At 42.7% G+C, this 15,001-nt stretch carries 13 protein-coding genes; 10 read left to right on the top strand and 3 right to left on the bottom strand.

Features of this window, described 5'->3' with window-relative positions; genetic code table 11:
* Window positions 1-40 precede the first annotated feature (40 nt).
* The 3 genes from ACQKCG_RS00475 (at window position 41) to ACQKCG_RS00465 (ending at window position 4,473) form a co-directional block, all read left to right on the top strand.
* Window positions 41-1,777: an NAD(P)/FAD-dependent oxidoreductase gene (locus ACQKCG_RS00475; protein WP_101206402.1), complete on the top strand. Its 1,737-nt coding sequence runs from the start codon at window positions 41-43 to the stop codon at window positions 1,775-1,777.
* 84 nt (window positions 1,778-1,861) lie between these two features.
* Window positions 1,862-2,902, top strand: a complete 1,041-nt coding sequence (locus ACQKCG_RS00470; protein ID WP_101206403.1) for a DUF1365 domain-containing protein — start codon at window positions 1,862-1,864, stop codon at window positions 2,900-2,902.
* Window positions 2,903-3,024: 122 nt separating this feature from the next.
* Window positions 3,025-4,473, top strand: coding sequence for an SAM-dependent methyltransferase (locus tag ACQKCG_RS00465; RefSeq protein WP_101206404.1), 1,449 nt, complete (start codon window positions 3,025-3,027; stop codon window positions 4,471-4,473).
* A 101-nt stretch (window positions 4,474-4,574) separates the two neighbouring features.
* Here ACQKCG_RS00465 and ACQKCG_RS00460 read toward each other — a convergent pair whose 3' ends face one another.
* Entirely contained in the window at window positions 4,575-5,747 is a 1,173-nt protein-coding gene (locus ACQKCG_RS00460; RefSeq protein ID WP_101206405.1) for an MFS transporter, read from the bottom strand.
* Between the two features lie 105 nt (window positions 5,748-5,852).
* On the opposite strand from ACQKCG_RS00460, the gene ACQKCG_RS00455 reads away from it, so the two are divergent.
* The 4 genes from ACQKCG_RS00455 (at window position 5,853) to ACQKCG_RS00440 (ending at window position 9,195) form a co-directional block, all read left to right on the top strand.
* Window positions 5,853-6,758 carry a LysR family transcriptional regulator gene (locus ACQKCG_RS00455; protein ID WP_228706732.1) on the top strand — a complete coding sequence of 302 codons (906 nt, stop codon included), beginning with the start codon at window positions 5,853-5,855 and terminating at the stop codon, window positions 6,756-6,758.
* A 39-nt stretch (window positions 6,759-6,797) separates the two neighbouring features.
* A complete protein-coding gene (locus ACQKCG_RS00450; RefSeq protein ID WP_101206407.1) occupies window positions 6,798-7,208 on the top strand; it encodes a DUF2177 family protein in 411 nt (136 codons plus the stop codon).
* Between the two features lie 151 nt (window positions 7,209-7,359).
* Complete coding sequence (locus ACQKCG_RS00445; RefSeq protein ID WP_101206408.1) at window positions 7,360-7,920, top strand: acyl-CoA thioesterase; 561 nt, start codon at window positions 7,360-7,362, stop codon at window positions 7,918-7,920.
* Between the two features lie 186 nt (window positions 7,921-8,106).
* Window positions 8,107-9,195 carry a cation diffusion facilitator family transporter gene (locus ACQKCG_RS00440; protein WP_101206409.1) on the top strand — a complete coding sequence of 363 codons (1,089 nt, stop codon included), beginning with the start codon at window positions 8,107-8,109 and terminating at the stop codon, window positions 9,193-9,195.
* A 167-nt stretch (window positions 9,196-9,362) separates the two neighbouring features.
* On the opposite strand, the gene dps is transcribed toward ACQKCG_RS00440, so the two are convergent.
* Entirely contained in the window at window positions 9,363-9,845 is a 483-nt protein-coding gene (gene dps, locus ACQKCG_RS00435; protein ID WP_101206410.1) for a DNA starvation/stationary phase protection protein Dps, read from the bottom strand.
* 482 nt (window positions 9,846-10,327) lie between these two features.
* On the opposite strand from dps, the gene uvrB reads away from it, so the two are divergent.
* The 3 genes from uvrB to ACQKCG_RS00420 all read left to right on the top strand — a co-directional run bounded on the left by uvrB (window position 10,328) and on the right by ACQKCG_RS00420 (window position 14,486).
* The gene (gene uvrB / locus ACQKCG_RS00430) at window positions 10,328-12,439 is read left to right on the top strand and encodes an excinuclease ABC subunit UvrB (protein ID WP_101206411.1); all 2,112 of its coding nucleotides are present in this window, start codon (window positions 10,328-10,330) and stop codon (window positions 12,437-12,439) included.
* 317 nt (window positions 12,440-12,756) lie between these two features.
* A complete protein-coding gene (locus ACQKCG_RS00425; RefSeq protein ID WP_227522990.1) occupies window positions 12,757-13,809 on the top strand; it encodes a pyridoxal phosphate-dependent aminotransferase in 1,053 nt (350 codons plus the stop codon).
* A gap of 299 nt (window positions 13,810-14,108) precedes the next feature.
* On the top strand, window positions 14,109-14,486 hold the full coding sequence (locus ACQKCG_RS00420; protein ID WP_101206413.1) for a hypothetical protein: 378 nt from the start codon (window positions 14,109-14,111) through the stop codon (window positions 14,484-14,486).
* Between the two features lie 98 nt (window positions 14,487-14,584).
* Here ACQKCG_RS00420 and ACQKCG_RS00415 read toward each other — a convergent pair whose 3' ends face one another.
* A complete protein-coding gene (locus tag ACQKCG_RS00415; protein WP_101206414.1) occupies window positions 14,585-14,974 on the bottom strand; it encodes a hypothetical protein in 390 nt (129 codons plus the stop codon).
* Between the last annotated feature and the right edge of the window lie 27 nt (window positions 14,975-15,001).

The raw sequence follows: 15,001 nt of genomic DNA, 5'->3' as shown, positions 1-15,001 counted from the left end.
GCCATCATATCGACAGAAAAACACAGAAGGGAATGCTTTTATGCCGTTTACTCGTTTCAAGCGTGCAAGTAACCAAAAAAATGCTACCAATGCTGCAACAGATTCTGACCATCAGACTACCCCAAAACGTATTGCTATCATCGGCTCAGGTGTGTCAGGACTGACATGCGCCCATTATTTAGGTACGCAACATGATGTGACGGTATTTGAAGCCAATGATTATATCGGCGGGCATGTAAATACGATTGACGTGGCACTACAAGACGGTAAAAAAGCAAAGAGTAGCAATGTAGAGAGTAGTGCGATAGATACAGGATTTATTGTTTTTAACGAGCGCACATACCCGAACTTTTTTCGTTTGCTTCATGAGTTGCAGGTGCCATTTCAGGCAACGGATATGAGCTTTTCTGTCAAGAATACTGCACGTCATTTTGAATACAACGGTCATACGCTCAACACTTTATTATCACAGCGCAAGAATGTACTCAATCCAAAATTCTGGCAGTTTATCAAAGATATTCTGCAGTTTAATAAGCATATCAAACAGCTACGCCAAGATTACGATAGTGCGCGTTCTCAAGGACAAGATGTCAGTAGCTACGCAGAGCAAACGCTTGGCGGTTATTTGGCACAAAAAAAATACGGTCAGCTATTTACCGATAACTATCTACTGCCAATGGTCTCGGCTATTTGGTCAACCAGTCTAGATGAAGTACAAGAATTTCCTTTGGTGTTTTTTGCACAGTTCTTTGACAACCACGGGTTGCTGGATGTGGTCAATCGTCCGCAGTGGTTTACGATAAAAGGCGGTTCAAAACAGTACGTCAATAAATTGATTCCACGCTTTATCAAAGCGGGTGGCAAGATACGGGTCAATAGCCCAGTACAGTCTGTAGTTCGTGATGGTGAGCAAGTAACTTTGACAGTACAGAATGCTTTGACAGTGCAGGATAAAGGTAACGCTGACAACCGTAGAGAAAAACTTGTATTCGACGAGGTTATTTTTGCTTGTCATGCAGATACCGCACTAAAGATATTAAAGGATGCGAGCACCGATGAATCTGAAGTATTAGGTCATTTCCGCTTTACCAAAAACACGGCTGTACTGCACACCGATACCAGTGTTTTACCTAAAAAACCACTGGCATGGGCAAGCTGGAATTACTTAATAGATGAAACAGTTTCAGGCAATGCTAAGGATGAGCAAGCGTCTGGAAACGCACAGATACCTGCAAAGCCAGTGCTGACTTATCACATGAATATCCTGCAACGCTTGACCAAAAAACACAATTATTTGGTAACCCTAAATCCAGCTGTAGACAATAAAAGCGTCGATGATAAGCAGATAATTAAGAGCATTGATTACAGTCATCCAGTGTTCGATCTTGCGATGATTGATGCGCAGACTAAATGGTCGAGTATCTCTGGTAACGGTTTGCACACGCATTTCTGCGGGGCTTATTGGTTTAATGGCTTTCATGAAGATGGCGTACGCAGTGGATTACGTGTCTGTCAGGCGCTTGGTCTTGATATTGATATAAAAGACGAGGTTGACCCAGCTCATTTACCTGATGTTGATAGTGCGCATACGCCGTTTCGTTATAAAGATCTACCTATAAAAGGGGATACCAAATTACGTAAACTGAACAAGCGCGAAGTCACCATAGCGACGACCAATCAGGAGCTGGTCGAGTATGCTAATCGTTTGCAGAGTTCAACTGCTGATACGAGCCAATATAAGAAACGTGGCTTATTCGGTCGCCGTAAAACCAAATAATATGAGGATTAATGCCGTTATGTATTCTAAGTATTTTGAAATATTCGCCATATAAAAAGTACGCCGTTACCCAAGAGACTATTTATGACCACGTTCGCTCAAGATACCAATGCTATGCCAAGTCATGAGTATTCTTATGATACCACTGCATTGCCGCATCAGCTGTTTGAGGGTACGACATGGCACAGTCGGTTGCTACCTAGTGTGAATAAATTCGTTTACTCTTATCGCTATTGGGGCGTCAATATTAGTGCACTGGCGGCAGGGCAAGAACTTCCTGAAATTAGTACGGCAGCATTTGATGAGAGTAAGTTTTTAGAAAAATTACCATTACGTAAAATATTGCCGAAAAAGCTGCTAGCGAAAGGTCTACCTCTATTTTCAGCAAAGAAAAAGGCGCTACAACAATTCTGTCCTGATGACTATTTACAGCATATTAATCTACAGAGTAATAATAGCCTAAGCGATGATAGAAAACCTGATAGTAATGGACAGTCTGTTCAAGCACTAGAAAAACGCCTAAGCCGAGCATTTGAAAAACATGCAGGAAGCGCGCCTGAAGGCGATATGTTGGGACTGCTTGTCTGCCGTAATGCGGGCATGTACTTTAGCCCAGTTAATTTTTACTTGGGGTTTGATGCGCAGCAGACGCCAACTCATCTGCTGGCTGAAGTGTCTAATACGCCTTGGGACAAGCGTCATTATTACGGGTTTCTATTAGAAGGAGAGGATACTGAGTTCTGTCATGACAAGGATTTTCACGTATCACCTTTTAACCCTATCGATCAGCTGTACCGCTGGCAGGTAACGGTAAAACGTACAAAGACAGACGATCAACCTAACGCTGGATTACAAGTTCGTATTGCTATCAATATCAGTGATGAGCGCGGTGAAGTGCTAAAAACTGGTATAAAGATATCAGGCGTACCGATGACAGAAGAGGCTGTTCGTCATAGCTTGCGAAAAAATCCTCTGATGAATATAACGTCCTTAACACGTATTTATTGGCATGCGTTTAAGCTCTATGCGATAAAAAAAGTGCCATATATCAACTACGATGAAAAGTTGGCCGACAGTCAACAGAAAAGCGGCCATCAGAAAAGTAGACAAAAGGAAAGCAGCTAGCAGTATCGAGCGCAAAAAATGTCTTATAGTTCTAGCAATTTTTGAACATTAAAAATCTTGTCAGTGTATGACTGAAAATGAACCACTAAAAAATAAAGCATTTAAACAAGGATAAATACACGATGCCAGCACGACCGACCGATCGAGCACCAGTCACAAAACTAGAGAAGTTAACTGCTCGTGTGAGCAAAGTAGTTAATGAAAGTGCTGTACTACAGCCAGTCAGCAATAGTGTGAACAACTTAGCTAGAAAGCTTATATTTCGTGCGTTACAGCATGTTCAGTTTGGTAGCCTCACGCTGATTGAAACGTTTGACGAGCAGGAACCTAAGACAAGAAGTTTTGGTAAAGTAGCTACTAACGATGCTAGTAGCTCGGCGGTTGGTCGCCATTCGCTACATGTGACGCTACAGATTCATGATAGCGCTGTCTATCGTCAGCTATTACTTGGTGGCTCTATCGCGCTAGCAGACAGTTATATCAATGGTGAATGGGATGCGGATGATCTAACAGGTTTGATTCGTTTGGCGGCTCGTAACTTAGCAGTGCTCAATAAACTAGAAAATCGTTTTGCTGGTATTAGTAAAGCATTTGAAAAAGCGAAGCATCAGCTTCGTAGCAATGACAAATCTGGCTCCAAATCCAATATCCTAGCGCATTATGATTTGGGTAATGACATGTATGAGCGGTTTTTGGACGATACGATGATGTACTCATCAGCAGTTTATCCTACACCTGACGTGACGCTTAGCGATGCTCAGCAGCATAAACTATCGCTTATATGTCAACGTTTACAGCTTAGTGCTGATGATAATGTGATCGAAATCGGTACAGGGTGGGGTGGCTTTGCTATCTTTGCAGCCAAGCATTACGGCTGCCATGTGACCACCACGACTATCTCTGATGCCCAGTATGATGAAGCACAGCGACGAGTCGAGGCAGCAGGTCTGTCTGACAAAATCACACTGCTCAAACAAGACTACCGCGAGCTGACAGGTCAATATGACAAGCTAGTCAGTATCGAGATGATTGAAGCGGTGGGGCATGAGTATTTACCGACTTTCTTTGCCAAGTGTAATAGCTTGCTCAAGCCAACAGGTCTTATGGTATTGCAGGCCATCACTTTTAATGATCAAAATTATCAAGACTATATCGACTCGGTTGATTTTATCCAAACGCATATTTTCCCAGGTGGTTGCCTGCTTTCAAACCAAGAGCTGACGACCCAATTCACTGAACAGACTGATATGGTTGTCAAACAATTGCATGATTATGGCTTTGATTATGCGTATACGCTGCGTGACTGGCGTGCTGCGTTTATGGCCCAGCGTGCAGAGATTCAAGCGCTTGGCTATGACGATGCCTTTATCCGCCTGTGGGAGTTTTACTTTTGCTATTGCGAAGGTGGCTTTTTGGAGCGCACGATCGGTGTGGTACAAGTCACTGCGGTGAAGCCTAACAACATCGACACGCTACATTTTTCCGATTTGCCATCTGCCGTCTTAAATCATGAAACGGTTTTGAACGATGAGACATTTAGTGAAGATAGAACAGACACCGCGTCAGTATAAGTCTGATCATATAGATATGGTTTGTTCATGACATTCATAGGGTCTCATACTGCACAAACAGTTTGGGACCCATATGTTGAGAGGTTGTACATCGAAAGGTTCTACGATGCTTGCAGGGCACGCTTATCACGTAGACCTGAATAGCGTGTGACCGCTAGTGCCATTAAAGAGATAACAGCGCCGATCCAAGCTGTGTCTTGCAATGACATATTTTCAACCACGCTACCACCGATGATTGAGCCCAGTGCAATACCGATATTAAATGCAGCAATATTCAATCCAGAAGCGACATCGACGGCATTTGGCGTATATTTTTCAGCTTGCTTAACCACATAGATTTGTAGACCTGGTACATTACCAAAGGCAAAAGCACCCCATACCAAAATAGTCAGCACTGCGGCAATCTTGGACTGCATAGTAAAGGTGAACAGTAAAAGAATGACACTTAAGGCGCTGAATATAATGCTAAGCGCACTAATAGGGCCGCGTTTATCTGCAAGTTTTCCGCCCCAGATATTACCGATAGCAACGGACACGCCATATACGAGCATGATGAGACCGATGGCTGATGGCGCAAATTTGGTCTGCTGCTCTAAGATAGGTGCTAGGTAGGTAAATGCCGTAAACGTACCGCCATAACCAAGGATCGTCATGAGATAAACCAGCAGTAACTGTGGTTTTACAATGACTTGTAATTGCTCTTTGAACGTTGCAGGGATAGATTTTTTTAGGTTTTTTGGTACTAATATTGCGCTACCAATTAAAGCAATTAAACCCAGTACTGAGACGACCAAAAACGTAGCGCGCCAACCGAAATGCTGTCCAATCCATGTACCTAAAGGTACGCCAGTGACGAGCGCTACAGTAAGCCCAGTAAACATAATGGCAATTGCGCTGGCTTCTTTCTCTTTACTAACAAGGCTAGTAGCAATCATGGAACCAATAGAGAAAAACACACCATGTGCCAGACCGGTCAAGATACGGGCAAGTATTAAGGTTTCATAACTGGGTGCTTGCCAAGCCAGCAAGTTACCGACGACAAACAGACCCATTAAGCTCATCAGTACGATTTTACGGTTCCAGCGGCCAGTGAGTGCGGTAAGTATAGGGGCACCGATGGCAACACCGACAGCATATAGGCTAACGAGTAACCCTGCTGAAGGTAAGCTCACGCCTAGATCTGCGGCAATAGTTGGTACCAGACCAACGATGACAAATTCGGTTGTCCCAATTGCAAATGCGCTTAGAGTAAGCGCCCATAAAGCGAGTGGCATAACGACATCCTAATAATTAAATGATGCGCGTAGTTTGACGGATTTATAGTTTGCAAAAAACAGCACAAATGACAAAATACCTTTGTCGATTTTGTAAAGGTAATCATGATGATGGGACATGCTAAAACAGAAGACATAGAGATATTTTTGACGGTAGTAGACACGGGTAGCTTTACTGGCGCTGCCAACTTACTGAATCAGCAGGTTGCCAAAGTATCTCGTGCGGTGTCCAGACTCGAAGACACGCTGCAATGCACGCTGCTAAATAGAACGACACGGCGCTTGGAGCTGACGGAGGAAGGGCATGTCTTTATAAGATATGCGCGTGAGAGTTTAAATACGTTATATACCGGTGAAGAAGCGATTAAGCTGTTAAAACAAGCGCCGAGTGGGCATTTACGGATTGACGCCGCGAGCCCGTTTGTCTTTCATCAACTGACGCCTTTGGTTGGTGATTTTGTGGCGCAGTATCCACATATCACTCTCGACCTTACCTCGCATGACAATATTATTGATTTGCTTGAGCATAAGACGGATCTAGCTATCAGAATTGGCGACTTAAAAGACTCAAATTTGCATGCACGTCTATTAGGTAAAAGTAAGCTGCGGCTAGTAGCCAGTCCTGAATACTTACACCAGCATAATGAAGTGACTCATATTGATAATTTGAATGTTGATGATTTAAGCACTCATAAATTAATTGGCTTTAACTATGCGTCAAAGCTAAACAGTTGGCCGTTAAGAACACCAGTGAAGCTCAATTTTCACATGACAGCCAGTAGCGGCGAGACCTTACGTCAGCTATGTTTGAATCATCAAGGTATTGCTTTATTGTCACACTTTATGATTGGTGAAGATTTAGAATCTGGACGATTGGTTGAGGTGTTGCCTGAGGCGATAGTCAGACCAAACAACCGTGAAGCCATACAGGCGGTATATTACAAAAACAGTGCCGTATCTTCACGTATTCTGGCATTTTTAGATTTCGTTCAACCAAGACTGACATTATAACTTTTATCCGTTTCTATTCATTTTATAAGAGGTAATATCATGGGTTACGTTTTTATTTATCTCGCCGCTGTGGTTATCTTTTTGGGTATCGATGCTGTCTGGCTAACGACCATGAAAGGCGCCTTTTATGAGTCGCGTATCGGGCATCTATTGGCTGATGAGCCGAACATGATGGCGGCTGGCGTGTTTTATATGTTTTATATATTAGCGCTTTGTATTTTGGTTCTATATCCGCAAATCAAAGCTGGCGCATCCGTTGGTCATATCTTCTTACTCGGCGGGTTAATTGGCTTGATGGCTTATGGAACATACGACTTTACCAATTTGGCACTGTATAAGGGCTTTACGCTAGATACAGCGTTGGTTGACTTTGTATGGGGTGGTATTTTGACCGGTTCGGTTAGCGCCATAGTAGCGTGGCTTGCGTATCGCTTTCACTGGTTAAGCTAATGCTTATATCTTGGCCTATATAACGCTGTTTAAATAGCTCCAATTTACACAATTTAGACTGTCTAATGACAGAGGTCTGTTTGTGCTAGACGGCGACCTGCTGTATAAATGGTAGACATAATAAATAAGTGTCAAACCATTAAGGAATATTATGCCGCAATATAATACCAGCTCCACTGCCAAAAAAGCCCCATTAAACCATGAACTATATATGTCAGTACTTATGACGCCCGATATGGCGAATTTCATTGGCAACGTGCATGGTGGAGATTTGCTGAAGATGCTTGATCAGGTCGCTTATGCCTGTGCCAGTCGCTATAGTGGTAACTATGTGGTGACACTGTCTGTCGATCAGGTGATGTTCCGTGAGCCGATATATGTGGGCGAGTTGGTTACTTTTGCAGCCAGTGTCAATTATGTTGGTAACACCTCAATGGAAGTAGGTATCCGCGTCGAAGCAGAAGATGTGCGTGGTCGTACCGTCCGTCATACCAATAGCTGTTACTTTACGATGGTGGCTATCGATGACAATGGTAAACCAACCTCCGCACCGCCACTCGATATCAAAAACAAGATGCAGCAGTGCCGTGCCGATGCGGCTAAAGAACGAAAAAAGCTGCGTATGGAAAGCTCGCATCGTCCTAGTTGCGACTTCGAAGAAATTAACAAGCAGTTTAGCGAACACGAAGAAAATGCCGAGGTGGAAAAGTAGCCCAAGTTATTCAAAGCTATCTAAAATTGTATAAAGTTATCTAGTTTTATTAAATTAATAATTCATACAACGACTCACTAAAAAGACACTGTTATTGTAGAGCGCTTATTTTAAGCTGATATAGATTTCAAGCCATTCATCTATGGCAAAATTCTACTATCAATACGTTATCTCAGTGAGTCTAGCATGAGTCTAAAGCCATCTATTGCTAATCCCCAGCGCCATTTACCAGCCTCTCCTAAAGCGCAAACACCTCGCGCGCGTGGGGCGGGTAATCCTAAAATTTCAAATGACCCTGAACTAAAACATACCCTTAATCAAAGCCCTGAAACCAATGATGAGCATTCAGGCTCACTGATCACTGTGTTGATTGCGGTCGGGGCCAATCTGGTTATCGCTATCGCAAAAACTGTTGCCGCCTTTATGACAGGCTCAGCCTCTATGATTGCGGAAGCAGCTCACTCATGGGCAGATGCTGGCAATGGCACATTGCTCATCGTCGCAGAAAAAAAATCCATCAAACCTGCTGATAAAAGCCATCCGTTAGGCTACGGCAAAGAGTCTTATGTTTGGTCGATGATTGCGGCTTTTGGTGTATTTACGGCAGGTTCGATTGTCTCTATCTATACCGGTATCAAAGAATGGAACGCTACTGAGTCTGAAGCTAACTATACGATTGGCTTTATCGTATTGGCAGTGGCATTTGTGCTCGAAGGAATCTCATTGATTCAGGCTTACAGACAAAGCAAAAAGCATGGTGAAGCGCTCGATATCAGTGCACTTGGCTATGTTGTAGATACGTCTAACCCAACGTTGCGCGGTGTATTCTTTGAAGATTTAGCAGCGGTCATCGGTTTGGTGATTGCCGCTGCTGCTATGGGTATGCATGCTTATACGGGCGAACCGTATTGGGATGCGTTAGGGTCTATCATCGTCGGTCTACTACTGGGCGTCGTCGCCATATTCTTGATCAGTCGCAACCGAGATTTCTTAGTCGGGCATAGAGTCACTGACCGTATGCATGAATATGTTTTAAGCGAGCTGCTAAATCATCCAGATATCGATAGTGTGTCCTATCTGCACCTAGAGTGGGTCGGTCCAAAGAAGATATTTATGGTGGCGGCAGTAGATATCGCAGGCAATCAAAAAGAAGAGCATATCGCACAGAAGTTTGAAGAGATTGAAAATTTATTCAGAGGTAATCCAGTCTTTCAAGAGGCTATCTTGACACTGTCTGAACCTAACGCTGAGCTCCTAAGTTTAGAGAATATTTGATATAAAGGTTTAATAGATTAAGTAGGTGGTAGAGGAATCATATTGAATGCTTTTAAGTATTCTTTTTAAATTAACAAAACGCTAAACACAAAAAAGCCGTCAATCATGACGGCTTTTTTTATAACTTTATAACTCTAGTACTTAGTGACTAGTCGAATTAAATACTATTAGTTCTTTGGTGCGTTTGCGCCGATGAACCATGCATCTTTATCGACAATGCGACTAGCTTCTGTGAATAAGTCAGCGGTGTCTTCATCACCTGCATCGCCAGCAGTAGCAATCGCTTCACGCAATGTCTCGGCTACTTTCTTGTAGCGGCTTGTTAGCTCACGAACATGCTGATCTACCTCAGTGATGTCGGTTGGGTAGTCATCTAGGATAGACTCTTTTACTACTCGACTTGCTAAACCGTTTGGTTGGCCACCTAGGATTACAATACGCTCTGCGATAGTATCTGATACTTCAAGGATACGATCTGACGTCTCATCTAGTAATTGATGCACACCGATAAAGCCAGTACCTTGTAGATTCCAATGGCACTGTTTACCATCTAAGGTTAAATCGATAACGTTTGCTAGGTTAGCGTTTAGCAAATCAATCATTTTTTTCGCAGTTTCGTCTGAAATACCACTTGCGTAACGTTCTCTCATATTTTACTCCGTCATTTATTTAAAATTATTATATTGAATGAAAGTTCAATGTATTTTTATTGGTCTTCTATTCGATGACAATCAATTCAAAACTAATCATAGGAATTGCTATAAAGCTATCCATTCACTAATACTGATCATTAATACTTGAAAGTCATCAACTTGTTAACTCAAGAACGATAATAGCAGCTTAACTCAGTGTTGGAACCCTTGAGTGTTAGGCTTTGTTGAGTGGTCGTGTAACGAGTTTGTTAACCGTGAAAAGCTTTGTAAATTTATCGAATACTGTGTGCATTTTTTATAACGATGTAAGTTTTATCCGCTAATATTAGGCCTTAACTTTTAATAAATCTTACCTTTATATACTTATATTTTGGGCAGCGAGACAGCGTTTCGACTATAGGATAAGACTCCTTATTCTCCTTTAAAAACCGCTGCTCAGACCCCATATTGTTATAAACCTTAAGAAGAAGAAAGCCATTATGCGAATGCCTGAACCGCGCTCATCGCGTCAGTTAAATCAATTGGCCACTCAGCTCCAAGGCGAAGCTGAAATTAGTGGTGTTAATGCGTCAGGGACGCAAATATCAAGCCGTGCCTTTGAGATGGTTACTGACTTTGAGCCAGCAGGCGACCAGCCGCAAGCCATCAAAAAGCTAGTCAACGGCATCAATTCGGACATGGACGAGCAGTTGCTACTAGGTGTGACTGGTTCTGGTAAGACCTATACCATGGCGAAGGTCATCGCTGAAACTCAGCGTCCGACCATTATTATGGCGCACAACAAAACGCTAGCCGCTCAACTATATGGTGAGTTCAAATCGTTCTTCCCTAATAATGCGGTCGAATATTTTGTCAGCTATTATGATTATTATCAGCCAGAAGCGTATGTCGCTGCTAGTGATACCTTTATCGAAAAAGACAGCGCCATTAACGATCATATTGATCAGATGCGCCTGTCAGCCACGCGTGCCTTGTTAGAGCGCCGTGATGCGATTATTGTCGCTTCGGTATCTTGTATCTATGGTTTGGGTGATCCAGAGAGCTATCTTAAAATGCTCTTGCATGTCGTTGTGGGCGATAACATTGATCGTACAGCAACCATCAAGCGTTTGGTTGAGATGCAATACACGCGTAATGAGCTGGATTTTGGCCGTGGTACCTATCGCTTGCGTGGAGAGCTGTTAGATATCTATCCTGCTGAGTCTGAGCAGCTAGCCGTACGTGTGCATTTATTCGATAACGAAGTCGAGAAGATTACGTGGTTTGATCCCTTAACGGGTAAGACGGTACGCAGCGTGCCACGTATTACCATTTATCCAAAGTCGCACTATGTGACGCCGCGTAATAAGTTAGAAGCTGCCAGCCATACGATTCGTGCTGAGTTAGAGCCGCGTTTAGAATACTTCCGTGACAACAATAAGTTGATTGAAGCACAACGTCTCAAAGAGCGTACTCAGTATGACTTGGAGATGATTCAGCAGCTTGGTTACTGTAACGGTATCGAAAACTACTCACAGCATCTCTCTGGCCGTCCATCAGGGGAAGCGCCGCCAACGTTATTTGATTATATTCCAGAAGATGCCTTACTGTTCCTTGATGAATCACATGTGACGGTTTCGCAGATTGGCGCGATGTATAAAGGCGATAGATCACGTAAAGAAAACTTGGTCAATTATGGTTTTAGATTACCCAGTGCGATGAATAACCGCCCGATGAAGTTTGAAGAGTGGGAACGTATCAAGCCCAAAACCATTTATGTGAGTGCCACGCCAGCCCTATATGAGCTTGAACACAGCGAGCAAGTCGTTGAGCAGGTCGTTCGTCCTACAGGACTAATTGATCCTGAGATTGAGATACGTCCTGTCTTGACGCAAGTTGATGATGTGCTATCAGAGATTACCAAACGCCGTGAAAAGGACGAGCGTGTACTGATTACTACATTGACCAAGCGTATGTCAGAAGATTTGACCAGTTACCTCAAAGAGTATGATGTAAAGGTTGCCTATCTACATTCGGACATCGATACTGTCGAGCGTATGCAGATTATCCATGAGCTCCGTACTGGCGTGCATGATGTGCTGGTCGGTATCAACTTATTACGTGAAGGCTTGGATATGCCTGAGGTATCACTGGTAGCGATATTTGATGCTGATAAAGAAGGCTTCTTGCGTTCAGAGCGTTCGCTTATTCAGACCATTGGTCGTGCAGCGCGTCACTTGAATGGTAAAGCCATTCTCTATGCTGATCGCATTACGCCAAGTATGCAAAAGGCGATAGACGAGACGGATCGCCGCCGTGATAAGCAGATTGCCTTTAACCTTGAGCATAACATCACGCCAAAAGGGGCTCGTCGTAGTATCACGGACAAGATTGATACTGGTGAAAGCTTGGATGCCAATGACAATCAAGCTATCCCAGTTAAGAGTAACTTGCCAGATGTGGATATCAATATCTTGCGTAGTCCTGATTTGCTTGCCAAAGAAATCAAACGATTAGAGAAGCAAATGCAGCAAATGTCTCGTGATTTGAAGTTTGAAGAAGCAGCAAAAACGCGTGATAAAGTGCTAGAGTTAAAAGCACATTTAATCTGATCGCTTGGGTTAAATGCTGAGGCTAAAAAGAGGCTAAACAATAGCGAAGGTGAGGTGCTTTTTGAGTACCTCACTTTTTTGTGGTTTATTCAATATCGGAATGTGTAGAAGGCTTGTAATACAGCGCATTGCCACTTACCATATCCGCATAAACCTCACCATCCATATAACATTTCAAAAATTTAAGTCGTAAGCTAATAAGCCGAGCACGTGTGATGCTCTATTTGGGCTAGGCTTGTTGTTCTCATAGATCACACTGTCAACGTCAACACAGACTAAATTTTTGGAATGGACATAATCTAGGCGTATTATTCACTGTGCTTACCAACAACTTAATAGAATTAAACTCTAACGAAAACTCACTCGGCATGTCAGATGCTGCCAAACAAGCTATTATCGACTCTCTAGACATTGGCTTTCGTTATCCTGATGACCAACGTGCGGCGCTGATTACTAAAGTCGCTGAGATAAACGGTGTGATAGAGAGTCAAATCTCACTGGGCAGTGGCTCTAGTGAAAACATCCGTACTGTCGTCCAAATGCTACAAAATCAAGCATTAGTAGCAGGTAAAAAATTCCAAGTTATCGTGCCGCATCCAACCTTTGCCTATGCTGAGTTATATGCGACATCTATCGATGTACCTGTGGTCAAAGTACCACTGACGACTGAAAATTACGCCTTTGACTTGCAAGGTATGCAAAAAGTGGCTGATGACTTTGACGGTATTAGCTTGTTTTATCTGTGCAATCCAAACAACCCAACGTCGACTATTACTGACACAGTAAATCTCAAAGAATGGGTAGGAAATGCAACAAGTAACCATTACTTTTTATTAGATGAAGCTTATTCGGAATATGTGACTGATCCAAGTTTTGAGAGTGGTGTCGCATGGATACGAGAGGAGTACTCAGAAAATATCGTTGTAGTGCGTACTTTCTCAAAACTATGTGCACTCGCTGGCATGCGTGTCGGCTATGCAGTTGCTAGCCCGCAAACGATAGGCAAACTAGAGGCTTTCATCTCAATTGATAATACCAACTTGGCAGGTGCCGTGGCTGCATTAGCGACTCTCGATGATGAAGCGTTTCTAGTATTGAGCTTGTGTATGGCCAATCAATCGCGTCAACTGGTTGAGCAAACATTAGATGAGCTTGGCTTACGCTACTTGCCATCGCAGGCAAGCTTTATATTTCATGAGATACAAGGCGATGTGCAAACCTATATCGACAGAATGCGTGAGCATGGTATTGCTGTCGGGCGTGAGTTTGCGCCAATCAGTGGCTTTAATCGCTTAACACTTGGCAGACCTGATGAGATGGCAGTATTTGTAGAGGTACTCAAATCATTTCGTGAGAAGGGCTGGGTCTAGCTAAATTAGTTAATGCAGTTCAATAATAAAAAAGGAAGTTGCTTGTTGGTAGCTTCCTTTTTTGTTGAGTCTATTTTTCTAGTTCTATTTTATTGGGTCTATGTCACATCCAAAATCAATCGCACATTTTTACCAACATCAAACGCAGTTTTACATATCGCACCTTAAATAATCTAACGCTATCTTATAGGATAACTGAGTAAAGCATGACCCGTTAATCACACAGATGAATACTGGGTAACAGTCACAGTGCTCGGCATGCTCACGTATCTTATAATTATAAAGTTAGGGATGTACCTATGTTTGATATCAAATCATTTTTTAAACGAGAAGTAGAGAAAAAGCTTATCAATGTAGATGACTATATTTTTATGCCAGAACGCGTAGAGATGGAAATTGAAGGCGGACTATTAAATTGTGTGTTGAATAGTGATGGTCGCGTAGATATTTTTTATAGTAAAGACGGTGTCACTGAAGTGGGTTCAGCGTCGCGCAAGCACCCATTTACAGCATTTGAAAAAGAGCTATATCATGGTATTTATGATGACGTGATTAATGATTTAATTAAGGAAGTAGATAAAATTATTGATAGCACCTCGAAGTATTTCCGTCGTAGCCAATCATTACCTTTTACGGCCTCTATAACGTCTCAAGCATCTGACACAAATAAATTTTAGGCTAATTAATTGAACTAATCTATTAGCAATAAAAAGGGTGCATTATGTATAACGCACCCTCTTTATTATTTTTTATTCTAATAAATAACTTAATTGTTCTATTGAACAAAGCTTGTATAGCAGCTCTGTAGAGATTTGGCGACGACTTGTGCGACTAACTGAGTACGGTACTGAGAGTCAATCGCGGCATTGCCCAGCTCAACAATCGTCACTTGCTGTGGCGCTTGCTCACTCACACAGCCACAAACATTGGTTTTAACAGATTCTTGCTGTGCTTCTGTCATGGCGACGCTTGCAACACGCCATGCGTTTTGTTTTTCAATTTGGCTACGGCATTGGTTGTCGATCGCAGCTCTAAAAACATTCATGCCGATCTCGTTTGCGGTACCGATTGCTGTACCTGTACCGTTGTTTGTAGTACCTGTTGAGGTACATCCCGCCAAGGCAAAAGTCGCTAGCATCATCGTTGAAGCCAAGATTTTTTTCATAAGTTAGTCCTTTAAGGTGTCTGTCAT

Source organism: Psychrobacter sp. NPDC078929 (genome assembly GCF_050267985.1).
Taxonomy (GTDB): domain Bacteria; phylum Pseudomonadota; class Gammaproteobacteria; order Pseudomonadales; family Moraxellaceae; genus Psychrobacter.
The sequence above is the reverse complement of the archived record's forward strand: the minus strand, read 5'-3'. Positions and strand labels throughout refer to the sequence as shown.